We start from the raw sequence: 24,599 nt of genomic DNA, 5'->3' as shown, positions 1-24,599 counted from the left end.
GAGCGATAGGATGCTGCAGTGCGAAAGGCAAGGTACCGGCAGCGCTCGCCGCCACTACAATCGATTAAGCAAAGCTGCGTCAAAAAGACTTGCCGGAGAGGCATGGCGCGATATAGAACATAAAGAGAACATAGTGGAGTAGCGTGATGAAACTCAACGGGAAACTCGACTATCTGGAACTGCCGGCGACAGGGGGCACGCTGGACAGCGTCAAATCCTTCTACAGCGCCGCCTTTTCATGGTCGTTCACCGACTACGGCCCGACCTATTCCGCTTTCGCCGAAGGGCTCGATGGCGGTTTCCAGGCCGATGCCGGGGAAGCGCCGGCCAAACCGCTGCCCGTGCTCTACTCCGAGAACCTCGAGGAAACGCTGGACGCGGTCGAGAGCGCCGGGGGCACCATCGTCAAGCCGATCTTTTCCTTCCCCGGCGGCAGACGGTTCCACTTCACCGATCCGGCCGGCAACGAACTGGCGGTGTGGGGACATTAGAAAGGACGCGGGTTTCGAGGTTTTTTGCTGTTGACAGGCAGTGGGCCGCGGGGCTCATTCAAATGAGCAGCGGCAACCTTCTAACAGCAAAAGCAGGCTGATGAAATTCGGGTCAAGCGGTGTCCGGGGTTTGGCTTCCGATTTGGCCGGAAGGCCAAGCGGACTTTACACTGAGGGCTTCGCCCGGCGCTTGCGGGCGATTGGATATCAGCAAGGCAAGGTCTTCGTGGGACGGGACTTGCGCGACAGCAGCCCGGCGATCGCACAGGACTGCATGGCGGCGCTGGCCGCATCCGGCTTCCAGCCGGTCGATTGCGGTCCGATCCCCACACCGGCGCTTGCCTTTTATGCCCGCCGGCACAACGCCGCGGCGCTGATGGTGACCGGCTCGCATATCCCCGCCGACCGCAACGGCATCAAGTTCTATGGACCGAAGGGCGAGATCGACAAGGCGGACGAGGCCGCGATCGCCCTTTCTGTCGCGGAGCTGTCCGATCAATATCCCTGGCCGCCGACCTATGCGGACTGGCAAGCCGGCCATGAACAGGCGCTCGCGGCCTTTCGAGACCGTGTGGAGGCAATTCTGCCCCCTGGCGCCCTTTCCGGAATGAGGCTCGGCGTCTACCAGCACAGCACCGTTGCGGCGGAGCTGCTGGTCGAGGTCCTGCGATCCTTCGGCGCCGATGTGATCGTCGTCGGCAAAACAGATACTTTCGTGCCTGTCGATACCGAGGCCGTCAGCCAGGAAACGCTGGCGATGGTGCGGGACTGGGTGCGCGAGTTCAAACTCGACGCGGTGGTCTCGGCCGATGCCGATGCCGATCGCCCTCTTGTCATCGACGAAAATGGCGAATTGTTCCGCGGCGACCTGATCGGGCTGGCCACGGCGCTCTTCCTCAAGGCCGATGTCGTGGTGACGCCGGTCACCTCCAACTCGGGCATAGCCGAAGCGTTCGGGTTCAGCGTCAGGAGAACGAAGGTCGGGTCGCCTTTCGTCATCGAGGGAATGGACGCCGCGCGGCAGGCAGGCGGCATCGTCGTCGGCTTCGAAGCCAATGGCGGAGTTCTGCTGGGATCCGACTGCCTGGTGAATGGCAAAATATTGTCGGCGCTGCCGACACGGGATTCATTCTTGCCGATCCTGGCCGTGCTGGGGACGATGGCATCGACGGGGAAATCGCTGTCTAACCTGCGTGAAACCTGGAACCTTCCGGTCTGCGCCAGCGAGCGGCTCGAGAACTTCCCGGTCGAGACATCGCGCGTGTTGATGCGCAAGCTCGCCGACCGCGACGCGTTGCAGCGGTTCCTGGCGCCCTTCGGCATGGTGGCGGATGTAGACGAGACCGACGGTCTGAGAGCGCGAATGACCAGCGGAGAGATCATCCATCTGCGACCTTCCGGAAACGCTCCCGAATTTCGCTGCTATGCCGAGGCCGCCAGCCATGGAAGGGCAAGCGAAATCATGGCAATGGCGCTGGAACGGGCGCGGGACGCCGCACTGGCGGATAAGGCCGGGGACGTATAATGACAGCGGTGCCGGTTGCCGCAGGCGTAGAGCGGCCAATCGGCAGCGATGGGAACTCCCGCTCCCGCTCCCGCCCCCGCATCGCGCCCGACCACCGAGACCATTGATGACAAAGGCAGCATTGATAACCGGGATCACCGGGCAGGACGGCGCCTATCTGGCGCAGCTCCTGCTTTCGAAGGGTTACGAGGTCCACGGCCTGGCGCGACGGTCGAGCACGGCCGACGTCAACACGATGCGGCTGAAATGGCTGGGCATCGAGGACGACGTGCGGATCGTGGATGGCGACATCACGGACCTGTCGGGCCTGACCCGAACCATGCGCGACGTAAGGCCGGACGAGGTCTACAACCTTGCCGCGCAGTCTTTCGTCAAATCGTCCTGGCAGCAGCCTATCCTGACGAGCAACGTCACCGGCATCGGCGTCACCAATATGCTGGAGGCGCTGCGTCTTGAAGTGCCCGGGGCGCGTTTCTATCAGGCTTCGTCGTCGGAGATGTACGGCCTTATCCAGGAGCCGATGCAGTCGGAGACCACGCCTTTCCATCCCCGCTCGCCCTATGCGGTAGCCAAGGCCTACGGCCATTGGATCACCGTCAATTATCGCGAGAGCTTCGGCCTGCATGCCTCGAGCGGCATCCTGTTCAATCACGAATCGCCGCTTCGCGGCATCGAATTCGTGACCCGCAAAGTCACGGACTCCGTCGCGCGCATCAAGATGGGGCTGGCGAGGGAGCTGCGCCTGGGCAACGTCGACGCCAGGCGCGACTGGGGCCACTCGAGGGACTATGTCCGCGCCATGTGGCTGATGCTGCAGCAGGGAAAGCCCGACGACTATGTGGTCGCCACCGGCAGGACGACGACGGTGCGCGACATGTGCAGGATCGCCTTCGAGCATGTCGGGTTGAAGATGAACGACCATCTTGTCATCGATCCAGACCTGTTCAGGCCGGCGGAAGTCGAGATCCTGCTCGGCAATCCGGCCAAGGCTAAGGCGAAGCTCGGATGGGAAGCGACGATCTCCCTGGAAGAGATGATCCGCGAGATGGTGGACGCCGATCTCGCGCGCCACGCAGCCGCCAGGCGTTGAAAGGGAAGCCGTTGTGACGCCGCGTTCCGCCACGCATCCGCATCCGGACAACGCTTCATGGTTCGTGAGGCCGGCATGCGCGTTTTGATGACCGGCGCCAACGGTTTCGTCGGCCCCTATGTCGGCGAGGCATTGCGCAAGATCTGCGGCCCTGAGGTCGTCATTGCCGCGACCTCCAAGGATGGGGGCCCGCACCCCGCTTTCGGCCAGGTCGAAGAGCTGGACGTGACGGATACGGCCGCCGTCCATGAGGCCATGGCCCGTCATCGGCCAACGCATGTCATCCACCTGGCGGCGGTCGCGGCCCCCGATGCCGCCCAGGCGAATCCACGAAACACGTGGCGCATCCACGTGGACGGCGCGCTCAACGTGGCCAATGCCATCCTCAACACGGCTCCGGACTGCTGGCTCGTCCATGTCGGATCCGGTCTGGTCTATGGCGAAAGCGCGAAGACCGGACGACCGCTCGACGAAAGCACGCTGCTTGCCCCGGTCGACGACTACGCCGCAACCAAGGCCGCGGCCGACCTCGCGCTCGGCGCGCTGTCGTACCGGGGGTTGAAATGCGTTCGGATGCGTCCCTTCAATCATACGGGACCGGGCCAGACTGAGGCATTCGCAGTGCCGGCCTTCGCCATGCAGATCGCGCGGATCGAAGCAGGCCTCGCTCCGCCGCTCATCCGCGTCGGCAATCTCGACGCCAGGCGCGATTTTCTGGACGCGCGCGACATTGCCAATGCCTATGCGCGCGCGGTCTTGAACAGCAACAAGCTTGCGCCGAACACCATCTTCAACCTTGCGTCCGGCCTCTCCTGGCGGATGGCAGATATTCTGGATCTGCTGCTGGCGCAAAGTAGCGTCAAGATCGTCGTGGAGCAGGATCCTTTGCGGATGAGGCCAAGCGACCTGCCATGCATCGTCGGCGATGCGACCCGCGCCCGGACCCTGCTTGGCTGGGCGCCCGAGCATTCTTTCGAGGAGACGCTTGCGGCGGTCCTGCAGGATTGCCGTGCACGTGTGGCCCAGGCGTGAGCAAAGCAGCGTCGTCGGCTTCGCGGAAGCAGGATTGCCCCGATGTCGGCCAGGCGAGCGAAGCAGGCGTGCGGCAGCGGGCGGCCCGGGATGAGCCGCTGGCGATCAAGCGACGAACTGGCAGCAATAGCGACCCGTATCGCAGCCGCTTTTAGTTGATGTTGCGGCATTGAGCTTTGCTTCGCCCCGTCCTATAAGGCCGCGCGCAAGCGGGCATGCCCCGCCTGCTGGGGCGTCGCCAAGCGGTAAGGCATCGGTTTTTGGTACCGACATTCCCAGGTTCGAATCCTGGCGCCCCAGCCATCCCTCACATTGCCAACCAGCTCCGCCCCGGGCATCGCCCAGCGCAGGATCAGCGTTGTTTCAACTGCGCTGCGTGGCGATCTGCCTCGGAACCAGGAACCTGGCCGCAAGGGCGCAGAGCAAGATGGTGAACATCAGGATCAGCGCCACCAGCGCGTTGATATCCGGCGAGAAACCCAGTCGCATCATCGCCCACAGGCGTACCGGCAGCGTCGTCTGGGTGCCGGTGACCAGAATGGTGATCATGGTCTCGTCGAACGACAGGGCGAAAGCCAGGATGGCGCCGCCCACCATCGCGCTCGAAAGGTTGGGCAGGATGACGCGCCAGAAGGTCTGCCATTTGGTCGCGCCGAGGTCGTAGGAGGCCTCGACCAGCGTGCGGCTCATCGACTGCAGGCGCGTCAGCACCGTGCGATAGACGATGGCGAGCACGAAGACCGTATGGCCTATGACGACCGTCAGCAGCGAGCGTTCGAGCCCGATCTCACGGAAGAAGATCAACAGCGCCAGGCCGCTGATGATGGGCGGCATCAGGAACGGCAGAAAGACGATGAACTGCAGCAGCGAGCGGCCGGCGCGGCGGCCATGATAGTAGAGGGCCAGCAATGTGCCGCTCACGACCGAGAGGACGACCGTGCAGACGCCGACGACGAGCGTGGTGCGGAGGGCGGCCAGAATCTCGTGATTCCCAGCCAATGCGACATAGGTCTCGACCGTCGGTGACGACCAGTCGACCTCGCCGCGCGCCACGGGAAAGAAGGACGACGCGATGGGCACGAAAAGCGGGCTGTAGAGCAGCGCCGCGACCAGGACGGTTATCGCGGCGAGAAGGATGGTGGAGAGGCGCGGCGCGGCGATCAAAGCGAGGCCCCCCGATTGCGCCCGAAGCGCTCGCCGAGAAGGATCGCGACGATCACCACGACGGCCAGCGCCACCGACAGAGCGGCGCCGAAGGGCCAGTTATAGGCGGTGCCGAACTGGCTGTAGAGGATGCGGCCGAAGGTGAAGCCGCTGATGCCGCCGACCATCTGCGGCGTCAGGAAATCGCCGATCGCCAGCACGAAGACGAAGCTCGCCGCCGAGGCGACGCCGGGCAGGGACAGCGGCAAGGTGATGCGCAGGAACGTCTGCAGGCTGCTTGCGCCGAGATCGTCGGACGCGCGCAAGAGCACCTGCGGGATGCGCTCGAGCGCCAGGAAGATCGGCAGGATCGCGAAGGGAATCAAAAGCAGCGTCAGCGTGAGCAGGATGGCGTTCATATTGAAGACGAAGAGCGTCGACAGCTCGGCGAGAATGCCAAGTCCGACCAGCGCCTTGTTGAGAAAACCATTGAGGCCGAGAATGCTGCGGATCGCGTAGATCTTGATGACGTAGCTCATCAAGAGCGGCACCATGAGCAACATCAGCAGCGCGTAACGCCAGCGGCCGCGCAGCGTGGTCAGGAAATAGGCTGTCGGATAGGCGAGCAGGATCGAGATCACCGCCACCGAGAGGCAGAGCACGATCGTGCGCCAGAACACCGGGAGGAAGACCGGCTCGGCGAAGAAGCGAACATAGTTGACCAGCGTCGGCGCGTAGACGATCTGGCCCTGGTCGACGCTGAAGAAGCTGTAGACCAGGAAGATCGCCAGCGGCACCAGGACGAACACCACCGGCAGCGCGAAGGCAAGCGCGGTGACCAGCGGCGACCAGCGGATGGCGACGGGACGCGCCAGGCCAGCGCTCTTCATGCCAGCACCAGATGGCCTTCGTGCGGCGCGAAGGAAAGCGCCATGGTCTCGCCGGTCCTCAGCGCGCTGCCGTCCACCCGGCTCGGAAAGCGCAGCCTGAGGCGCTGCGCGGCATCGCCGCCGGCCGCGATGGTGGCGACCGTCGAGGAGCCGGCAAAGGCAAGATCGGCGACGGTGCCGGAAAGACGATTTTCGGCGTCGCCATCGCCGGCAAGGCGCAGCGCTTCGGGGCGGAAGGCGGCGAAGCCGCTGGCGCCGGTCGCGGCGGCCTTGAGATGCGGCTGGCCAGCGACCGAGCAGACCAGCCGGCCGAGTGCAGTCTCGATCGCGCGGAATTCGCCCTGCGTCTCACCCAGCGAGCCTGCCACGAGATTGTTCTCCCCGAAGAACCGCGCCACGAACTCGCAGTTCGGCTTGTAATAGAGCTCGTGCGGGGTGCCGAGCTGGCGGATATGTCCGGCCTGCATGACGCAGATCCGGTCGGCCACGCCGATGGCTTCCTCCTGGTCGTGGGTGACGAACAGGAAGGTGGTCTTGACCTCGCGCTGGATGGATTTCAGGAACTCCTGCATCTGCCGGCGCAGTTCGAGGTCGAGAGCCGCGAGCGGCTCGTCGAGCAGGACGAGCCGGGGCTGGCAGATCAGGGCGCGAGCGAGCGCCACGCGCTGGCGCTGGCCGCCGGAGAGCTGGGCTGGAAAGCGGTCGGCGAACCGCCCGAGCTGCACCAATTCCAGAGCTTCGGCGACGCGGCGCGCGATCTCCTTGCGTGCCACGTGTCGAACCGACAGGCCGTAGCCGACATTGCCGGCGACGGTAAGATGCGGGAACAGCGCATAGTCCTGGAACACGGTGTTGAAGGGCCGCCGGTTGATCGGCATGCCGCTGATGTCCTGGCCGTCGAGGCGGATCTCGCCCGAAGTCAGCGGCTCCAGGCCGCCGATCAGCCTGAGCACCGTGGTCTTGCCCGAACCGGACGGTCCCAGCACGGTCAAGAACTCGCCATCGCGGATCGCAAGGTCGATGTCGTAGAGCACGGGAACGGTGCCATAGGACTTCGAGACGGAGCGCAGCGTGAGAAGGTCGCTGGTCTGGTTCATGGCTGACTTCCAAGAATAGCGTGTCGGCGGTCCGGTCCGGCCCGGACCGCCAGGTCCTCAAGGATCGCGAGGGCGGGTCAAGGCGCCGCCTTGATCTCGTTCCACAGGTCGGAGCGCTTGGTCGGGTCCTCGACATTGTTGAGCCAGACCAGCTTGTCGTTGCTGCCGGCGCTGCTCGATTCGACCACGGTGTTGCCGAAGCCGGTGCGCTCGGACAAGGCGCCGCTCACCTTCTTGCTCAGCATGAAGTCGATCCACTTCTCGGCCGCGTCCTTGTCGCGAACGCCCTTCGAGATGACCCAGTTGTCGAGCCGGGCGAGCGCGCCTTCACTCGGGTTGATGTAGGCGACGTGGGCGCCGATCTTCTGCAAGGCCTTGACCTGCTGCTGGCCGTAATTGGCCCAGATCAGGGCGACGTCGTTGTTCTGATAGATCTGCTGGGCCTCGTCGGCGGTGGTGTAGAAGCTGAGCACATTGCCCTTCAGCTCGACGAGCTTCGCCTTGACCACCGCCATCTGCTCGGCGCTGAGGTTGAACGGGTCCTTGTAGCCCAGCGTCAGCGCGGTGAAGGAGAAATTGTGCTCGCCATTGTCATAGGCCAGCACCTTGCCCTTGTAAGCCGGATCCCACAGCACGGACATCGATGTCGGCGCCGGCTTCACCTTGTCGGTGTCGTAGATCAGGCCGATGGAATCGAAGCAGAACGGGATGCCGTAGACCTTGCCGTCCTTGGTGTCGCCGCTGACCTTGGTGATGTCGCGGAAGCGCGGCAGCGTATCCTTCTGGTTGGGAAGCTTCGACAGGTCGATCGGCGTGACGAGGTCGGCCTTGATATAGCGCTGCAGCTGCGCGGTGTTGACGGCGAAGACATCGAAGTCCTGACCTTCGCTGCCCTTGATCTTGGCCCAGATCTCGTCGTCGCTGCCGATGAAGACGACATCGACGCCGATGCCGGTCTCGGCGGTGAAGTCCTTGACCCAATCGGCGTCTGCATAGCCATCCCAGGCCAGCACGCGCAGGTTCGCCGCGAGCGCCGACGACGCCATCAGGCCGATGCCGAGGCCGACACCCGCTATTCCCAGAAGCAGTCTCTTCAGTAGCATGATCATTCTCCCATTTGTTGTTTGTGATGATCTCAGTCCGCGGGTCTTGCCGTCACAGCGGGGTGACGGCCACCAGCCCTTCGTCCGGCACAGCCTGCATCCGGTTGCGCAACGGCTTGCCGAATTCCGGCGCCTGGATCTCGTATTCGTCGCCCGGCGCCGTTTTGATGCCGGAGGCGTAGCTCATCACCGCCGCGCCGAAGAAATAGGCGTGCAGATCGCCCGGCCGGCGGTGCATCGGGTAGCGGAAATGGTAATGCTCGAGATTGGCGATCGAGTGCGACATGTGGGTCTCGCCGGACAGGAATTCCTGTTCCCAGATGACGGCACCGTCCCGCCGGATGCGGGAATGGCCGCGCACCTCCGCCGGCAACTCGCCGATCAGCAGCTCCGGGCCAATCGAGCAGGAGCGGAGTTTCGAGTGCGCGAGATAGAGATAGTTCTCGGCCTCGGTCACGTGGTCGGAATATTCGTTTCCCAGCGCGTAGCCGATGCGATAGGGGCGGCCGTCCGGTCCGTTGAGATAGAGGCCGACGATCTCGGCCTCCTCGGCACCCGCCTTGGCGAAGGCCGGCAGCGGCAGCGCGGCACCAGGCGGGACGACGCAGGTGCCGACGCCCTTGAAGAACCATTCGGGCTGCACGCCTAGCTCTCCCGGCGCGGGTTTGCCACCCTCCAGTCCCATGCGAAAAATTTTCAGCGAATCGGATTCGGCGGCGTCCTCGCCATGGGTCAGCATATGCATCTTGTCGCGCGCGGCAGCGCTTCCCGTATGGGTGAGGCCCGTGCCAGTGATGAGGAAACGCGCCGGCTCCGGATGATCGACCGGAACGAGAACCCGGCCTTCGCGCAGCAGCTGGTCGTAATCGACTTTCTCGCCGCCGGTCCGCTCCTCGACGACCGACGCGATGGACCTGCCCTCGGCAATAGCCGCAGTGGCAAGCTCGAGAACTGTGTTGGTGTCGAGAAGGATGTGGAGCTGATCGCCGTCGGCGCTGACGCGCCCCACGTGACGGCTGCCATCGGGCAAGTTGAACTGAACGAGACGCATGAACCTACCTTTTTCCTTCTCGCCGGGTCACACCCAGCCGCCATCGACGATGAATTGCTGGCTCGAGCACATGCGGCTGTCATCGGCGGCAAGAAACAGCGCCATGCGCGCAATGTCGGAAGGCTGCAGCCGGTCGGGCAGGCACTGCCTTTCCTCGATCTGGCGCTCGCCGGCCGGCGTCAGCCACAGACGCATCTGGCGCTCTGTCATCACCCAGCCCGGCACCATGCAGTTGACACGGATGCGCTCGGGGCCGAGCTCGCGGGCAAGCGCCCGCGTCATGCCGTAGACGGCCGCCTTCGCCGTCACATAGGCGGGACAATCCGGATCGCCGACCATCCAGGTGATCGAGCCGAAATTGATGATCGAGCCGCCACCAAGGGCCTTCATCTGCGGGCGCACGGCCTGCGCAGCGAAGAACTGGTGGCGCAGGTTGACGGCCATGCGGTCGTCCCAATAGGCGACGCTGACATTGGCGGTCTGGTGGCGGTCGTCATTGCCGGCATTGTTGCAGAGAGCCTGGATGGGGCCGTTGCGGTCCCTCGCCTGCTCGACCGCCGCCTGCAGGGCCTCGACATTGCGCAGGTCGCAGGGAATGAACAGCGGTTCGGGATGGCCCTGCGCCGCGACCGCCGCCACCAGTTGTCGGGACGGCTCCACCGCCATGTCGACGAAGGCGACGCGGCTGCCTTGCGCGCAGAAATGGCGCACGAGGCTCTCGCCGATGCCGCTGCCGCCGCCGGTTATGAAGACGCTGCGGCCCCGCAGGCTGGGGTAGATCGCATAGCTCTCGGTCTCGTCGCTCATTGCGGCACCTAATGCGAATGGCGGGGGATGCCGGCATCGCGGCGCCCGACAAGGAAATCGAAATCGCAGCCCCGATCGGCCTGGAGCACGCGCTCGACATAGAGGCTCTGGTAGCCGCCCTCGGGTGGCGCCGGCGGCTTCCAGTCGCGGCGGCGGGCGGCAAGCTCCTCTTCGGAAACCAGCAGCTCGAGACGCCTGCCGGCCACGTCGAGATCGATGAGGTCGCCGTCGCGAACCAGGGCAAGCGCGCCACCCGCAGCAGCTTCGGGAGCAACATGCAGGACCACGGTGCCGTAGGCGGTGCCGCTCATGCGCGCATCGGAGATGCGGACCATGTCGGAAACACCCTGTTTCAGGAGCTTGGCCGGCAGCTCCATGTTGCCGACCTCGGCCATGCCCGGATAGCCGCGCGGCCCGCAATTCTTGAGCACCATCACCGACGAGGCGTCGATGCCGAGGTCCGGGTCGTCGATGCGGGCGTAGTAGTGCTCGATATTCTCGAAGACCACCGCCCTGCCCCGGTGCTGCATCAGCGCCGGCGTCGCCGCCGAGGGCTTTATGACGGCGCCGTTGGGCGCAAGGTTGCCGCGCAGCACCGATATGCCGCCTTCCCTGGTCAGCGGCCGGTCGAGCGGCCGGATTACCTCGCTGTTGTAGTTCGGCGCGCCGTCGACCAGCTCGCCGATCGTCTTTCCGCTGACGGTCATGGCGTCGCGATGGAGAAACCCCGCCCCATCCAGCGACGCCATGACCGCAGCCAGCCCCCCGGCGTAGTAGAAATCTTCCATCAGGAACCGGCCCGACGGCATCAGGTCGACGATGGTCGGCACATCGCGGCCGAGGCGATCCCAGTCGTCGAGGCTGAGATCGACGCCGACGCGATGCGCGATCGCTATGAGGTGCAGCACCGCATTGGTCGATCCGCCGATGGCTCCGTTGACGCGGATGGCGTTCTCGAAGGCCTGCCGGGTGAGGATTTGCGAAATCGTCACGTCCCGGTGCACAAGGTCGACGATCTGCCGCCCGGCGAGCTGCGCAAGCACGCCACGGCGCGAGTCGACCGCCGGTATGGCGGCATTGTCCGGCATGCCGATGCCCAGCGCCTCGACCATGCTGGCCATTGTGGAAGCGGTGCCCATGGTCATGCAGCTGCCGGCCGACCGGCTCTGGCCCTGCTCCGCGGCGAGGAAGTCCTCGACCTTCATGCGCCCGGCCTTCACGTCCTCGGCGAATTTCCAGACATGGGTGCCGGAGCCGATGTCCTGGCCGCGGAACTTGCCGTTCAGCATCGGGCCGCCTGACACGGCGATGGTCGGCAGGTTGCAGGACGCCGCCCCCATCAGCAGCGACGGCGTGGTCTTGTCGCAGCCGACCATGAGCACGACGCCGTCGATGGGGTTGCCGCGAATGGACTCTTCGACGTCCATGCTCGCCAGATTGCGGAACAGCATCGCGGTCGGGCGCATGTTGCTTTCGCCGAGCGATGTCACGGGAAATTCGACCGGCAGGCCGCCGGCCTCATAGACGCCGCGCTTGACGTGATCGGCAAGCGCCCGCAAATGCGCATTGCACGGGGTCAGTTCCGACCACGTGTTGCAGATGCCGATCACCGGGCGACCGTCGAACGCATCGTCCGGAATGCCCTGGTTCTTCATCCAGCTGCGGTGCATGAAGGCGTTCTTGCCTTCACCGCCGAACCAGGCTGTCGACCGCAGCTTTCGTCTTTCGCTCACTATCTCTGCTCCTTACGGCGCCTGTTGCGGTTCTCGACGCTGCGGCGAACGTCTTCCTCGGCATTGTCGATGAGGACGAGAAGCGCCTGCTGCGCGCCGCTTCCATCGCCGGCGGCGATCTTCTCGGCCACCTCGCGATGCAGCGGCAGCGAGTGGCGCTGCCCCTCCGGATTGTCGTTGGAGAGACGGAAGCTCATCATCAGGGCCGTTTCGACCAGCGCCGCCAGCGAGCCGATCAGCTCGTTGCCCGTCATGCGCAGGATGGTCTGGTGGAAGATGAGGTCGGGCTTGGCAAAGCGGTCGCCGTCGTCGCCCACGGCCTCCATTTCGGCGAGCGCGGCGTTGAGATCGGCAAGCTGCGCCGGCGTCGCGCGCTTGGCCGCAAGCGCGGCCGACATCGGCTCGATCGCCCGGCGCAGCTCGAAAAGGGCGGTGACGTCCTCGGCGCTGACGCCCGCCGCGTAGCGCCATGAAAGGACGTCCGGATCGAGGAAATTCCAGTCGGAGCGTGGGCGCACCCGGGTGCCGGTCTTAGGCCGCGACTCGACCAGCCCCTTGCCCGCCAGGACCTTGATGGCCTCGCGCAGCACGGTGCGGCTGACGCCCAGCATCTCACTGGAATCATCGGCATTGGGGAGTGCCTCGCCCGGCAGGAAATCGCCCTGGACAATGCGCAGCCCGATCTGCTCGACGACCGTCGCATGCAGCGCCGTCGAGCCGCTGGCGACCGCCGCGACGATCCGCGACCTGCGTGCGGTGCTGAAGGATTTTGTATTCTTCATACTATTCATATGATATGTCTTTATCCAGCTATAGATGAGAGTCAAGCCGCTGGAGAGAGGATGGATGGAAATTTTGAGACAAGAGGCGCGGACGGCCTGGTCACGATCACCGACGGTCTGGCGACGGTCGAGATCGCCCCGGCCGCCGGCGGCGCGCTGGCGTCATATCGCTGGCGGAAAAATGGGCATGCCGTCGATTGGCTACGCCCCGCCCTGCCCGCCGCGTTCGACAGCCGCGACGCGGGCGCGATGGCCTGCTTTCCGCTGGTCCCCTACTCCAATCGTGTAAGGGGCGGCCGCTTCAGCTTCGCCGGCCGGACCATAGAGTTGCCGACGCGACCAGACGACCCGCATTATGAGCACGGCCATGGCTGGCGACTGCCGTGGACGCTGGCCGGACACCAGCAAGGCAGGGCGGTCCTGCGCTATCGCCACGATGCCGATTCCTGGCCCTGGAGCTACGAGGCCGAGCAGAGGATCGGACTCGTACGGGCTGCCTGAGCATCCGGATCTCATTGCGCAACCTCTCGGACACGCCCATGCCGGCCGGGTTCGGGCTTCATCCCTATTTTCCCGCCACGCCGTGGACGCATATCCAGGCCGATGTCACCGGGATGTGGGAAACCGACGCCCAGGTTCTGCCCACACGCCATGTTTCGCCGCCCGCGGGCGCCGATCCGACAACGGGCTTCGACGTCGCCGAGGCCGCATTCGACACCGTCTTCACGGGATGGACACGCCGTGCCCGCATCACCTGGCCGGATGAGGAACGGCTATTGGACATCGAGGCCGAAGCACAGCTCGATTTCCTGGTGCTCTACACACCGCCAGGCGAGCCGTTCTTCTGCGCCGAGCCGGTCAGCAACGTCACCGACGCCTTCAACCGGTTGGACGAAGACACAGGCTGCATGGTGCTCGCGCCTGGCGAGAGCCGCTCGGCAAGCGTCCGCTTCATGCCGTCACAGACAGTCTGATGTATGCCGCCCAGAGCCACGGAGCGGGTTCCGGTTGGCGCACCTTGGGGCGTGCGCTCCTCAGCCGACGGATGCCGGAAGCCATCGCTTTTCGACAAGGCAGACCATCGTGTAGGCAGGATCAAAGACGTTTCCGACGTGATACCGGACAACCTGTCCCATCAGATGCGATGCGGCGGCAGCGGACAATCCATAATCGCTGGTCAGCCAGTTGAGCATGTCCGTGGTCGCATGCTGAAGGGCCTGATCCAGCGGCCGAGCGTTGCCGACCGAGAAAATGTGCGTTTCGTTTTCACCGCGAGGCCATGTCAACCGCCTGTTCTTTTCCACGCTCAAGCGTAGCTGCACTTCAAAACAGGTCTCGATCCCGGTTCCGACGATCTCCCCATCGCCTTGCGTTGCATGGCAATCGCCCGCGAAGAAAAGCGCACCCTCCACGGCGACGGGAAACCAAACGGTCGCGCCAGGCCGAAAGCCGCGATAATCCATGTTCCCGCCATTCTCCGCGCTTGTCGCGGTGGAGAAAGCCTGGCCCATCGCGGGCGCCACGCCAAAGCAACCGATCATCGGTTCGAGCCGCAGCACGAAGTTCTCAAGGCCTGGCGGCGGCTCCTGCAACTTCACTGTTCGCGATTCCAGATCGATCAGCCAGTCGGCTCTGTCGCGCGCCGGCAATTGGCGAGCAGCCTCGGGATCGACAACATTCGCGGCGAGCGACGAGATCGTCCAGCCGGAGGGGCGGATAGGATCCATGCGCAGGATGTCCACGCGGAGCGCGTCGCCCGGTTCGGCTCCCGTCACGAAGACCGGGCCGTTCATCGGGTTTGGACCATGAGCCGGTCGCGCACCGTTCTTGTCGAAGCCCCTGGCGTCCAGCGTCTCCGTGATCACGACATCGCCGGATGCAATTGTGAGCGCCGGCGCGACCGTCCCGAGGACATTGTGCCACGTGCTGTTGATGAGCTTGTGCGTTGCCATGGAATGGCAGTAGCGAAGGTGTTGCCGCGCGGCAAGTGCGCGGATCGAGATCCTGGCGCCCGATCGTTCCATTGGTATCGGCGAGTTGGCCGCCACGATGCAGGACGGACCTGGCGCCAGCCCGACAAATCCAGTGCCTGGCCTAAACCTTTTCCACCAACAGGCGTTGTTGTCCACCCGGCCGGTTTTCCAGGCGACCGGCAAACCGGACGATGGAGAGGCTCAACCGATGTATTTCATGGCATTGGCCACCGACTATGACGGCACGCTGGCGCATGATGGCCTGGTCACCGCGAGCACGATCTCGGCGCTGGAGAAGCTGAAGAAATCCGGGCGAAAGCTCGTCCTGGTCACCGGGCGCGAGTTGCCCGATCTGAAGGAAGTCTTTCCCGAACTCTCCCTGTTCGACAAGGTCGTGGCCGAAAACGGCGCGCTGATCTACACGCCGGCCAGCGAGGAAGAGCGCACGATCTCGCCCTCGCCCCCTGCGGATCTCATTGAAAAGCTCAAGAAGCGCGGCGTGAAGCCGCTCTCGGTCGGGCGATCGATCGTCGCTACCTGGGAGCCGCACCAGGCGACCGTGCTCGATGTCATCAAAAAGCTCGGGCTGGAGCTGGAAATCATCTTCAACAAGGGCGCGGTGATGATCCTGCCCTCGGGCGTCAACAAGGCGACCGGGCTGGCGGCGGCGCTCGAAGACCTGAAGCTGTCGCCGCACAATGTCGTGGCCGTCGGCGACGCCGAGAACGACCACGCCTTCCTCAGGGCCTCGGGCTGCAGCGTCGCGGTGGCCAACGCGCTGCCCGCCGTCAAGGAAACCGCGGATCTCGTCACCAAGGAGGTGCGCGGCAAGGGCGTCGAGGAACTGATCCGCAAGCTGATCAAGCACGACCACCTCATTGCCAAGAAGCGCTTGGGCGGCGTGCTGCTCGGAACTTCGCGCGGCAAGGACATCTATCTGTCGCCGACGGAAACAGTGCTGATCGCCGGCAGCTCGGGCATCGGCAAATCGACCCTGGCCACGGCGCTCACCGAGCGGCTGGTCGAGAAGGGTTTGCAGTTCTGCATTTTCGACCCCGAGGGCGACTATGACGGGCTGAAAGGCGCGGTGCCGCTCGGCAACGGCTCGACCGCGCCCAACAAGGAGCAGCTGCTGGAACTGATCGAGAAGCCGCAGAACAATGTCGTGGTCAACGGCCTGGCGCTGAAGGTGGACGAGCGGCCTGATTTCTTCGCCGAATTGCTGCCCGGCCTCGGCAATATCCGCTACCGGACGGCAAGGCCGCACTGGCTGATCATCGACGAGGCGCATCACTTGATGCCCAAGCGGCGCGGGGATACGCGTTCGGTGCTTTCGATCGAGCTGCCCGGCACGGTGCTGATCACCGTCCACCCCGAAGCAATCTCCACCGACGCGCTCGGCCTGGTGACGGCGGTGATCGCGCTTGGCCCCCAGGCGAAGGGCGTGATCAAGACCTTTTGCAAGGAAACGGGACTCCCGGCGCCGAAGGACATTCCATCGCCGAAGGGCGACCGCGTGCTGTTCTGGCGCCCGCATGACGGCAAGGCGCCGTTCACGGTCAAGGCGATCGAGCCCGCCCAGTCGCTGAAGCGCCACAGCCGCAAATATGCCGAGGGCGAGCTCGACGAAGAGGGCAGCTTCTATTTCACCGGACCGAAGAAGGCGATGAACCTCAGAGCTCATAACCTCATCATCTTCGCGCAGATGGCGGAAGGCATCGACGACAAGACATGGGAACACCATTTGCGCGCCGGCGATTATTCGAAATGGTTCCGCCAGCAGATCAGGGACAAGGACCTCGCCCGAGAGACGGCGGAGGCGGAGAAGAACAAGGCGTTGTCGGCCGAGGAAAGCCGCAAGCTGGTGATCGACGCGGTGCGGCGCAGGTATACGGCGCCTGCGACAGCTCCGGAAAAGTAGGATTGGTCGTCGAACCTGAGAGGTGAGCTCAGCTCGCCTCGCGCATCGCTTCGGCCGCTTGCAGGTCGACCGAGACCAGCTGGCTGACGCCCTGCTCGGCCATGGTGACGCCGAAGAGGCGATCCATGCGCGCCATGGTGATCGGGTTGTGGGTGATGATGACGAAGCGGGTTTCCGTCGTCTTCGCCATCTCTTCCATCAAATTGCAGAAGCGCTCGACATTGTGGTCGTCGAGCGGCGCGTCGACCTCGTCGAGCACGCAGATCGGCGCGGGGTTGGTGAGGAAGACGGCGAAGATCAGCGACATCGCCGTCAGCGCCTGCTCGCCGCCAGAAAGCAGCGTCATGGTCTGCGGCTTCTTGCCTGGCGGGCGAGCGAGGATTTCAAGGCCAGCTTCCAGGGGATCTTCCGACTCGATCAGCTGCAGCTCGGCCGTGCCACCGCCGAACAGATGCGAAAACAGCCGCTGGAAATGGCCGTTGACCACCTCGAAGGCGGACAGCAGCCGCTCGCGGCCCTCGCGGTTGAGGCTCTGGATCGCCTGGCGCAGTTTCCTGATCGCCTCGATGATGTCCTCGCGCTCGGAAACGATGGTCTCCAGCCGCTCCGATAGCTCCCGCTGCTCTTCCTCGGCGCGCAAATTGACCGCGCCAAGCCGCTCGCGCTCGATCTTCAGGCGGTCGAGCTGTCGCTCGATCTCGGCCATGTCGGGCATCGGATCGTCGGCTTTGAGCCCGGTATGCTGGATGACCAGATGCGGCGGCGTGTTCAGCGCCTCCTGGATGCGCGCCTCGACTTCGGCGCGGCGTTCGTCCGCCGCGGTGAGCCGCTCCTCGGCGCGCACGCGGGTCTCGCGCGCCTCGGCGAGCGACTGGATCGCGGCGGTGGCCGCCTTGTCGAGCTCGGCCTGCTTGTTTTCCGCCTCCTGCAGGTGGTCGCTCGCTGCCTGGCGCAGCGCCTCCGCCTCGGAAAGCTGCGTCAGCAAAGCGCGGCGCTTGGCGTCGATCTCGTCCGGCGCATCCGCCAGCCGCTCGCGCTCGGCTTCGGCCTCCGCCTTGCGCTCGCCAAGGGCGGCGATCTGCGTCGCGGCGTTTTCGGCACGCTCCACCCAGTTCCTGCGCTCGGCGCCGATGGCATCGAGCCGGCGCATGCGCGCCTCGGCCTCGCGGCGAAGCCCTTCATGCACGGCGCGCGCATCGGCCAGCGTGGCGCGGTCGCGCGAGACATTGGCGGATGCCTGTTCGAGCTGCAATTGCAGGTCGCCGAGATCGGGCGCGTCCTTAAGCATATCCTCGGCTTCGAGGAACGCAGCCTGCGTCTCCTCATGGCTTTCGACGATGCGCGCGCGGGCGTCGTCCAAGGCAGCGCGGCGGCTCACCAACTCGCCGCCGGCCTTCTCGGCCTCGGCCAGCGCATTTCGGGCGGCATCCAACGCATGCTGTGCGTCGCGGCCGGCCTGGCGCGCATTACGCTCGGCCTCGCTTGCCTGGCGCATCGCGTGCTCTGCGCGCGCCAGCGCCTCCTCCGCCTCGCGCACGACGCGCGTCGCCTGCACGGCCTCGGCATCGAGCTCGGCCAAGCGGTTCTTCTGCGCGAGCCGCAGCGCGGCGGCGGTCGGGGCGTCGGCGCTAGCGGTGAGGCCGTCCCAGCGCCAGAGCGCGCCATCGCGGCTGACCAGCCGCTGGCCAGTAGCCAGAAGCGCTTGGAGCCGGCGGCCGTCAGCGGCGTCGACAATGCCGATCTGCGCCAGGCGGCGGGCGAGCTGCGCCGGCGCATGCACCACGCTTGCCAGGCTCTTCACACCCTCGGGCAACACGCCATCGCCCGGCTGCACCGCGCTTTCGCCCCAATGCACCGGGGCGCTGCGGTCGAGCGGAACGTCGAGGTCCTCGCCGAGCGCCGCGCCAAGCGCTGTCTCATAGCCGCGCTCGACGCTGATCTGCTCCAGCACCGACGGGAAAAGATCGCCGCCGCTGGTGGCGTTGAGGATCTTCGCCAGCGTGCGCGCTTCCGTCTCGATGCGTGCCAGTTCCGCCCTGGCATCCTGCAGCGGGGGCCTTGCGGCGCTTTCGGCCGCGCGCGCCTCGGCGACGGCCTGCTCGGCGGCAATGGCGCCGGCCTCGCTCTCTTCCAGCCTGGCCAGCGCATCCTCGACCAGCAGCCGCTTTTCAGCGGGATCCGGCAGCCCGGAAATGCGCGCGACGATGTCGGAAAGCTCGCGGTCGACCTCGGCGAGCTGGCGGGCGAAGCGGTCGCGGCGTTCGGCTGTTTCGCGCAACGAGCGCTCGATCTGGTGGCGCGAGGCCGCCGCCTCGGCGCGCTCGGCCGTCAGCGCGGCAAGTCTTGCCTCGCTTTGCGACAGCGTAGCACCTGCCTGTTCGAAAGCGGCGCGCGTGGTCGCCTCGCGCTCGGCGGCGCCTGCATTTTCCGAATTGAGCTCGGCTTCCTCGGTGCGCAGGCGCTCGAGGATGTCGGCATTGTCGCGCACCATCCGCTCCTCGCGGGCGATGTCGGCGTCGAGCTGCTGCAGCCGGCGTTCGAGCTCGCTCTGGCGCGCGCGGATGCGACCGGCCTCCTCCTCGATCTGCGTCTTGGCGATCGACAGGCGCTGGAAGGCGGCGGCCGCGGCGGCTTCAGCGTCGCGCAGGTCCGGCAGCCGGTGCGCGGCGATGCCCTGCTCCCTGGCGGCGGCCATCTGGGCGGCGGCGCGGTCGCCGACCAGCGTGGTGGCGACGGCAAGCGCGGAGCGCGCCTCGCCTTCCTGGGTCTTTGCCAATGTCCAGCGCAGATGCAACAGCGTCGCTTCTGCCTTGCGGATATCGGCCGACAGGTTCTTGAAGCGCGAGGCCTGGCGCGCCTGGCGCTTCAGGCTTTCGATCTGGCCTTCCAGCTCGCCGACGACGTCGTCCAGCCGTTCCAGATTCTGCTCGGCGGCCTTCAGCCGAAGCTCGGCTTCATGTCGGCGCGTGTGCAGGCCGGAAATGCCGGCCGCTTCTTCGAGCAGCGCGCGGCGCGCCTGCGGCTTTGCCTGGATCAGCTCGCCGATACGGCCCTGGCCGACCATGGAGGGCGAGCGGGCGCCGGTCGACTGGTCGGCAAAGAGCAGCTGCACGTCCTTGGCGCGGGCTTCCTTGCCGTTGATGCGGTAGAGCGAGCCGGCCTCGCGCTCGATGCGGCGCGAGACCTGCAATTCGTCGGCATCGTTGAAGGCGGCGGGCGCCGTGCGGTCGGTGTTGTCGAGGAAAAGCGTGACTTCGGCGGTGTTGCGCGCCGGGCGCGCGCCGGAGCCGGAGAAGATCACGTCGTCCATGCCGGACGCGCGCATGTTCTTGTAGGAGCTTTCGCCCATCACCCAGCGCAAGGCCTCGACGAGGTTCGACTTGCCGCAGCCGTTCGGCCCGACAATGCCGGTCAACCCGCGTTCGATGACGAACTCGCCAGGCTCGACGAAGGATTTGAAACCGAGAAGGCGAAGGCGCGAAAATTTCATTCGCGCCGCCCTACACTACAGATGCGCGCGCCAAAACCTGACCGCTTCGGCGCGGCCTGGATGTCAGAGCAGAGGGTCGATGATGGCCGACATTTCCTCAATCGACATCGCCCCTTTGTAGGTCTTTCCGTTGATGAAGAAAGTCGGCGTCGAGTCGACCTTGAACTCGTCCGCTCCGCGTTTCTGGACTGCTCTCACATCGTCCAGAAGTTTCTGGTCCGTCAAGCAGGACTCAAAGGACTCCTGTGTAAAACCGGCGAGCTTGGAGATCTGCAGCAGCGCTTCCTTGGTGTTGTTAACGCCGACCCAGCTCGGCTGCTGCTTGAACAGCACGTCGACCATGGCGAAGTAATTGTCCTTGGAGCAGCGTGCCAGCATGAAGCCGGCCTCGGCGCTCGGGTCGAACGGGAATTCGCGCAGGATGTAACGCGCCTTGCCGGTATCGATATATTTGGTCTTCAGCTCGGGGAAGGTGGTCATGGCGAAATGCGCGCAATGCGGGCAGGTCATCGAGGCGTATTCGACGATGGTGACCTTGGCGTCGTCCTTGCCGAGCTGCTTTTCGGGCAGCGCGCCGGGCTTGAGCAGTTCCGCCATGTCGACCGTGCCCTGTGCCTCCGGCACCTGGGCGGCCGCCGGAGTGGCGGCGGGCTTGGCAGGCGTCGACGGGTCGGCGGGCTTCACGTCGGCGGCCTTGGCCTCCTCGCCGGAGTCGCTGCATGCGGCAAGCAGCGCCACCGCAGGAACAGCGGCCAGCGCTGTCAGAAGGTTTCTGCGGGACAAGCTATTGCCAAACGGGGCACGGTTCATGCGAATCACCTGATATCGGTTGGATTTTGCAATGCAAGGGCTAGAAAAGGCGAGAGTTGGCGCGAATTAAGGCATCGCGATCCCCAATCCAATCGCGAAACTTGATCACGAGCATCACGAATGCGCGAGATGGTGACGCATTCATGACGCTTCTTACGACCCTTTGGGCTTCCTTTCACCCAAAATTGTGGCGCCGAGCCGCTCAAGCGAAGCGCGCAGGCCGTCATCCTCGATCTTGCCGACCAGATGCGAAAGTTTTGCCTTCTCGGCCTCGGTCAAGGGTCGCGGCGCGGGCTTCGGCCGCGCCTTTTGCGAAAGCACCGGTCTCTGCAGGATCTTGACGCGGCCGATGGCGTTGAAGCCCAGGAAGGCGTTGACGCGGTTGATGATCTCGCCGGCCTCGTGCTGCAGATGCAAAGCCGCCATGCCTTCGCAGGCGATGATCAGCGTCGCTGGCTCGAATGGGTCGTCCTCATGCAGCCGGCGCGGCCACTGGATTTTTTCCGGGCGCGAATGAGTGGCCAGGCGCGGCCCGGCGATTTCCTCCCAGGACTGCACCAGCCCGATCGAGATGCCGGCGCGCTTCTTCAGCACCGGGTCGAGGATCTCGGTGGCGAGATCGCTCACCGGAACGGGATTGCCGAAGGCCCTTTTCCCTGCCATGTGCGTTCTCCAGTTCCCAGTTCATCCGATCAATGGCACCGCTCGACCAGACCCGCAAGGCATCACAGAAAGCCGCGTCCGAAGACATGGGCATCGCGTCCCGCCTGCTTGCCTGGTACGACGCGCATCACCGCGACCTGCCCTGGCGCGTCACGCCGGTTGCGTTTGCGCGCGGCGTGAGGGCCGATCCTTATCGCGTGTGGATGTCCGAGGTGATGCTGCAGCAGACCACGGTCGAGGCGGTAAAGGCCTATTTCCGCAATTTCGTCGAGAAATGGCCGACGGTCGAGGCGCTGGCGGCGGCCCCCGCCGAAGACGTGATGAAAGCCTGGGCCGGGCTCGGCTACTATTCCAGGGCGCGCAATTTGAAGGCCTGCGCCGACCTCGTCGCGCTGCGCGGCGGCCGCTTTCCCGACACCGAGGCCGGCCTGCGCGAATTGCCGGGGATCGGCGCCTATACGGCGGCGGCGATCGCGGCGATCGCCTTCGACCGGCCGGCGGCAGTCGTCGACGGCAATGTCGAGCGGGTGATGACCCGGCTCAATTCGATCGAAGCCCCGCTCAGCGAAGCGAAACCCGAAATCCGCGAACTGGTCGAAAAGCTGGTGCCGCAGGCCAGGCCCGGCGATTTCGCCCAGGCGATGATGGATCTCGGCGCGACGACCTGCACGCCGAAGCGGCCGCGCTGCATGCTCTGCCCGGTCCGCGAGGATTGCAGCGCCATTCTCACCGGCGATCCCGAGCGTTTCCCGGTCCGCCTGCCGAAGGACGACAAGCCGCTGCGCAGGGGTGCTGCCTTCGTCGCCGAGCGCGCCGACGGCGCCATCCTGATGCGCAAACGGCCGGAGAAGGGCCTGCTCGGCGGCATGACCGAGGTGCCGACCACGGACTGGACGGCGCGGATCGACGGCGCCACGACAGCCGACGCCGCGCCCTTTCCAGGCGACTGGCGGCGCGCCGGGCAGATCGGCCATGTCTTCACGCATTTCGCGCTCGAGCTCGAAATCTTCCACGCCCGCGTCAACGGCGCCGCACCGTCCGGACATTTCTGGTCGCTGGCCCACGAGATTTCCGGGGAGGCGCTGCCGACTGTCATGAAAAAGGCAATCGAAGCGGCCATACCGGGCGCGACGAAAAAACCGTCGTCGCACAGTGCAAAGAGGCCCGTATGACTGAAATCCGCCATATCGTGTTCGACATCGGCAAGGTGCTGGTCCACTACGATCCCGACATCCCGTTCAGCCGCCTGATCCCCGATGCCGGGGAGCGGAAATGGTTTTTCGATAATGTCTGCACCAGCGCATGGAATCTCGAGCAGGATCGCGGCCGGACCTGGGAAGAAGCCGAGGCGCTGCTGATCGCCGAGCATCCCGGCCATGCCGAGAACATCCGCAATTTCCGCCGCTACTGGCACGAGATGGCGCCGCACGCCTATGAAGACAGCGTCGCGCTTCTGGAGGACCTGATCGATGACGGCCACGACGTGACGCTGCTCACCAACTGGGCGTCGGACACGTTCCGCGAGGCGCGCGCCCGTTTCCCGTTCTTGGAGAAACCGCGCGGCGTCACCGTCTCCGGGGATATTGGCCTGATCAAGCCCGACCGCGCCATCTACGACCATCACGTCGTGTCGTTCGGACTCGATCCGTCGGCCTCGCTATTCATCGACGACAGCCAGAAGAATGTCGACGGCGCCAAGGCCGCCGGCTGGCAGGCGCTGCTGTTCACCAACGCCCCGACGCTTAAAGCGGATCTTGAACGGCTCGGGATTGTGGCCTGAACTGAATCGCTTGCGGCGATCCGTTGAAGCGTCGTTTCAAGAGCGGACCGGCGGCTCAGGCCCCTGCCCGCTCCATACCGAGCCGGGCGATGCGGCGCAGCTCGTCGATCGGGGTCAGGCCGCCGCTTCGCTCATAGTGCCAGAAGGTCCAGCCGTTGCAGGCGTCCAGCCCCTGCACCTCGGCGCCGACTTTGTGGATCGAGCCGGCGCTGTCGCCGATCGCCAGCGTGCCGTCGGCGCGCACTTTCGCCGCCCAGCGCTTCTTGGCGTCGTAGAGCGTGGCGCCGGGCGCGACAAGGCCGTTGTCGATCAGGCTGATGAAGGCGACGCGCGGTTCGGCGCGCTTGCCCGAAAGCACTGTCAAATCGGCGTTTTCCAGCGGGCGCACCGCGGCGATGCGCTCATTGGCGGCGTCGATATAGGCCTGCTCGCGCTCGATACCGACGAAATGGCGGCCGAGGCGCTTGGCGACGGCGCCGGTAGTGCCGGAGCCGAAGAAGGGATCGAGCACGACGTCGCCCGGCTTGGTCGAGGCCATCATGATGCGGGCAAGCAGCGCTTCCGGCTTCTGTGTCGGATGCAGCTTGTTGCCGTTCTCGTCCTTCAGGCGCTCGCCGCCGGTGCAGATCGGAAACAGCCAGTCGGAACGCATCTGCAGATCGTCGTTCGACGCCTTCAGCGCTTCGTAATTGAAGGTGTAGCCCTTGGCCTTCTGGTCGCGCGAGGCCCAGATCATCGTCTCATGCGCGTTCTGGAAGCGGCGGCCGCGGAAATTCGGCATCGGATTGGTCTTGCGCCAGACGATGTCGTTGAGGATCCAGAAGCCGAGATCCTGCATGCGGGCGCCGACGCGAAAAATGTTGTGGTAGGAGCCTATGACCCAGATGGTGCCGCTGGGCTTCAGCACGCGGCGCGCCGCGAGCAGCCAGGCGCGGGTGAAGGCGTCATAGGCTTCAAAACTCTCGAACTGGTCCCAGTCGTCGTCGACGGCGTCGACCTTGGACTGGTCGGGCCGGTGCAGGTCGCCGTCGAGCTGCAGATTGTAGGGCGGGTCGGCAAAGATGATGTCGACCGTCTTTTCCGGCAGCCGGTCGAGGGCGGCGACACAATCGCCCTTGAGGATCGTGTCCAGCCATTCGGACCTAACAGGGGCGAGGGAAAGCTCGTCGAGAAGACGCACGGCAGACATCAAAACACCCAAACAAACGCGTTACGGTT

Annotated in this window: 22 protein-coding genes and 1 tRNA gene; 10 read left to right on the top strand and 13 right to left on the bottom strand. The window is 65.2% G+C overall.

Annotation, left to right across the window (positions count from 1 at the left end):
* Positions 1-146: 146 nt before the first annotated feature.
* From EJ068_RS25220 to EJ068_RS25200, 5 genes are all read left to right on the top strand, one after another.
* Positions 147-491, top strand: a complete 345-nt coding sequence (locus EJ068_RS25220; RefSeq protein WP_042641814.1) for a VOC family protein — start codon at positions 147-149, stop codon at positions 489-491.
* A gap of 100 nt (positions 492-591) precedes the next feature.
* Positions 592-2,016, top strand: a complete 1,425-nt coding sequence (locus EJ068_RS25215) for a phosphomannomutase (RefSeq protein ID WP_128314970.1) — start codon at positions 592-594, stop codon at positions 2,014-2,016.
* Between the two features lie 106 nt (positions 2,017-2,122).
* On the top strand, positions 2,123-3,106 hold the full coding sequence (gene gmd, locus EJ068_RS25210; RefSeq protein WP_127251967.1) for a GDP-mannose 4,6-dehydratase: 984 nt from the start codon (positions 2,123-2,125) through the stop codon (positions 3,104-3,106).
* Between the two features lie 57 nt (positions 3,107-3,163).
* Complete coding sequence (locus EJ068_RS25205; protein ID WP_245501598.1) at positions 3,164-4,138, top strand: GDP-mannose 4,6-dehydratase; 975 nt, start codon at positions 3,164-3,166, stop codon at positions 4,136-4,138.
* A gap of 228 nt (positions 4,139-4,366) precedes the next feature.
* Positions 4,367-4,441, top strand: a tRNA-Gln gene (locus tag EJ068_RS25200).
* A 60-nt stretch (positions 4,442-4,501) separates the two neighbouring features.
* On the opposite strand, the gene EJ068_RS25195 is transcribed toward EJ068_RS25200, so the two are convergent.
* The 8 genes from EJ068_RS25195 to EJ068_RS25160 form a co-directional block, all read right to left on the bottom strand.
* The gene (locus EJ068_RS25195; protein ID WP_127251966.1) at positions 4,502-5,302 is read right to left on the bottom strand and encodes an ABC transporter permease; all 801 of its coding nucleotides are present in this window, start codon (positions 5,300-5,302) and stop codon (positions 4,502-4,504) included.
* A complete protein-coding gene (locus tag EJ068_RS25190; protein ID WP_127251965.1) occupies positions 5,299-6,171 on the bottom strand; it encodes an ABC transporter permease in 873 nt (290 codons plus the stop codon). Before EJ068_RS25190 ends, EJ068_RS25195 begins: the two co-directional genes overlap by 4 nt.
* A complete protein-coding gene (locus EJ068_RS25185; protein ID WP_127251964.1) occupies positions 6,168-7,268 on the bottom strand; it encodes an ABC transporter ATP-binding protein in 1,101 nt (366 codons plus the stop codon). The genes EJ068_RS25190 and EJ068_RS25185 overlap by 4 nt, the downstream gene beginning before the upstream one ends.
* 77 nt (positions 7,269-7,345) lie before the next feature.
* Positions 7,346-8,371, bottom strand: coding sequence for an ABC transporter substrate-binding protein (locus tag EJ068_RS25180; RefSeq protein WP_127251963.1), 1,026 nt, complete (start codon positions 8,369-8,371; stop codon positions 7,346-7,348).
* A 52-nt stretch (positions 8,372-8,423) separates the two neighbouring features.
* Entirely contained in the window at positions 8,424-9,422 is a 999-nt protein-coding gene (gene araD1 / locus EJ068_RS25175) for an AraD1 family protein (protein WP_127251962.1), read from the bottom strand.
* A gap of 27 nt (positions 9,423-9,449) precedes the next feature.
* Positions 9,450-10,229, bottom strand: coding sequence for an SDR family oxidoreductase (locus EJ068_RS25170; RefSeq protein ID WP_129554922.1), 780 nt, complete (start codon positions 10,227-10,229; stop codon positions 9,450-9,452).
* An 8-nt stretch (positions 10,230-10,237) separates the two neighbouring features.
* Complete coding sequence (locus EJ068_RS25165; RefSeq protein WP_127251960.1) at positions 10,238-11,965, bottom strand: IlvD/Edd family dehydratase; 1,728 nt, start codon at positions 11,963-11,965, stop codon at positions 10,238-10,240.
* Positions 11,962-12,753 (bottom strand): FadR/GntR family transcriptional regulator, encoded by a 792-nt coding sequence (locus EJ068_RS25160; protein WP_245463219.1) that lies wholly within the window; start codon positions 12,751-12,753, stop codon positions 11,962-11,964. The genes EJ068_RS25165 and EJ068_RS25160 overlap by 4 nt, the downstream gene beginning before the upstream one ends.
* A 51-nt stretch (positions 12,754-12,804) precedes the next feature.
* On the opposite strand from EJ068_RS25160, the gene EJ068_RS33730 reads away from it, so the two are divergent.
* Positions 12,805-13,245 (top strand): hypothetical protein, encoded by a 441-nt coding sequence (locus tag EJ068_RS33730; RefSeq protein ID WP_281058999.1) that lies wholly within the window; start codon positions 12,805-12,807, stop codon positions 13,243-13,245.
* A gap of 38 nt (positions 13,246-13,283) precedes the next feature.
* The gene (locus EJ068_RS33725) at positions 13,284-13,718 is read left to right on the top strand and encodes a hypothetical protein (RefSeq protein WP_245490175.1); all 435 of its coding nucleotides are present in this window, start codon (positions 13,284-13,286) and stop codon (positions 13,716-13,718) included.
* A 60-nt stretch (positions 13,719-13,778) separates the two neighbouring features.
* Here the strand turns inward: EJ068_RS33725 and EJ068_RS25150 are convergent, their stop codons facing one another.
* Positions 13,779-14,696, bottom strand: coding sequence for an acetamidase/formamidase family protein (locus tag EJ068_RS25150; RefSeq protein WP_127253617.1), 918 nt, complete (start codon positions 14,694-14,696; stop codon positions 13,779-13,781).
* A 229-nt stretch (positions 14,697-14,925) separates the two neighbouring features.
* On the opposite strand from EJ068_RS25150, the gene EJ068_RS25145 reads away from it, so the two are divergent.
* The gene (locus EJ068_RS25145; protein ID WP_127253616.1) at positions 14,926-16,638 is read left to right on the top strand and encodes an HAD family hydrolase; all 1,713 of its coding nucleotides are present in this window, start codon (positions 14,926-14,928) and stop codon (positions 16,636-16,638) included.
* 28 nt (positions 16,639-16,666) lie between these two features.
* Here the strand turns inward: EJ068_RS25145 and smc are convergent, their stop codons facing one another.
* The 3 genes from smc to EJ068_RS25130 form a co-directional block, all read right to left on the bottom strand.
* On the bottom strand, positions 16,667-20,128 hold the full coding sequence (gene smc / locus EJ068_RS25140; RefSeq protein ID WP_127386361.1) for a chromosome segregation protein SMC: 3,462 nt from the start codon (positions 20,126-20,128) through the stop codon (positions 16,667-16,669).
* Positions 20,129-20,191: 63 nt separating this feature from the next.
* Positions 20,192-20,938 (bottom strand): DsbA family protein, encoded by a 747-nt coding sequence (locus tag EJ068_RS25135; protein ID WP_042641803.1) that lies wholly within the window; start codon positions 20,936-20,938, stop codon positions 20,192-20,194.
* A gap of 153 nt (positions 20,939-21,091) precedes the next feature.
* Positions 21,092-21,601 (bottom strand): DUF721 domain-containing protein, encoded by a 510-nt coding sequence (locus EJ068_RS25130; RefSeq protein WP_127252543.1) that lies wholly within the window; start codon positions 21,599-21,601, stop codon positions 21,092-21,094.
* A gap of 32 nt (positions 21,602-21,633) precedes the next feature.
* Between EJ068_RS25130 and mutY the strand changes: the two genes are divergently transcribed.
* The gene (gene mutY / locus EJ068_RS25125; protein WP_127252544.1) at positions 21,634-22,773 is read left to right on the top strand and encodes an A/G-specific adenine glycosylase; all 1,140 of its coding nucleotides are present in this window, start codon (positions 21,634-21,636) and stop codon (positions 22,771-22,773) included.
* A complete protein-coding gene (locus EJ068_RS25120; protein ID WP_127252545.1) occupies positions 22,770-23,381 on the top strand; it encodes an HAD family phosphatase in 612 nt (203 codons plus the stop codon). The genes mutY and EJ068_RS25120 overlap by 4 nt, the downstream gene beginning before the upstream one ends.
* Positions 23,382-23,436: 55 nt before the next feature.
* Here the strand turns inward: EJ068_RS25120 and EJ068_RS25115 are convergent, their stop codons facing one another.
* The gene (locus EJ068_RS25115; protein WP_127252546.1) at positions 23,437-24,570 is read right to left on the bottom strand and encodes a site-specific DNA-methyltransferase; all 1,134 of its coding nucleotides are present in this window, start codon (positions 24,568-24,570) and stop codon (positions 23,437-23,439) included.
* Positions 24,571-24,599: the final 29 nt, after the last annotated feature.

The sequence above is a fragment of the Mesorhizobium sp. M2A.F.Ca.ET.043.02.1.1 genome (assembly GCF_003952405.1).
In the GTDB taxonomy this organism is placed as follows: domain Bacteria; phylum Pseudomonadota; class Alphaproteobacteria; order Rhizobiales; family Rhizobiaceae; genus Mesorhizobium.
Note: the sequence above shows the minus strand (reverse complement) of the source record. Positions and strands in the feature narration are given on the sequence as shown.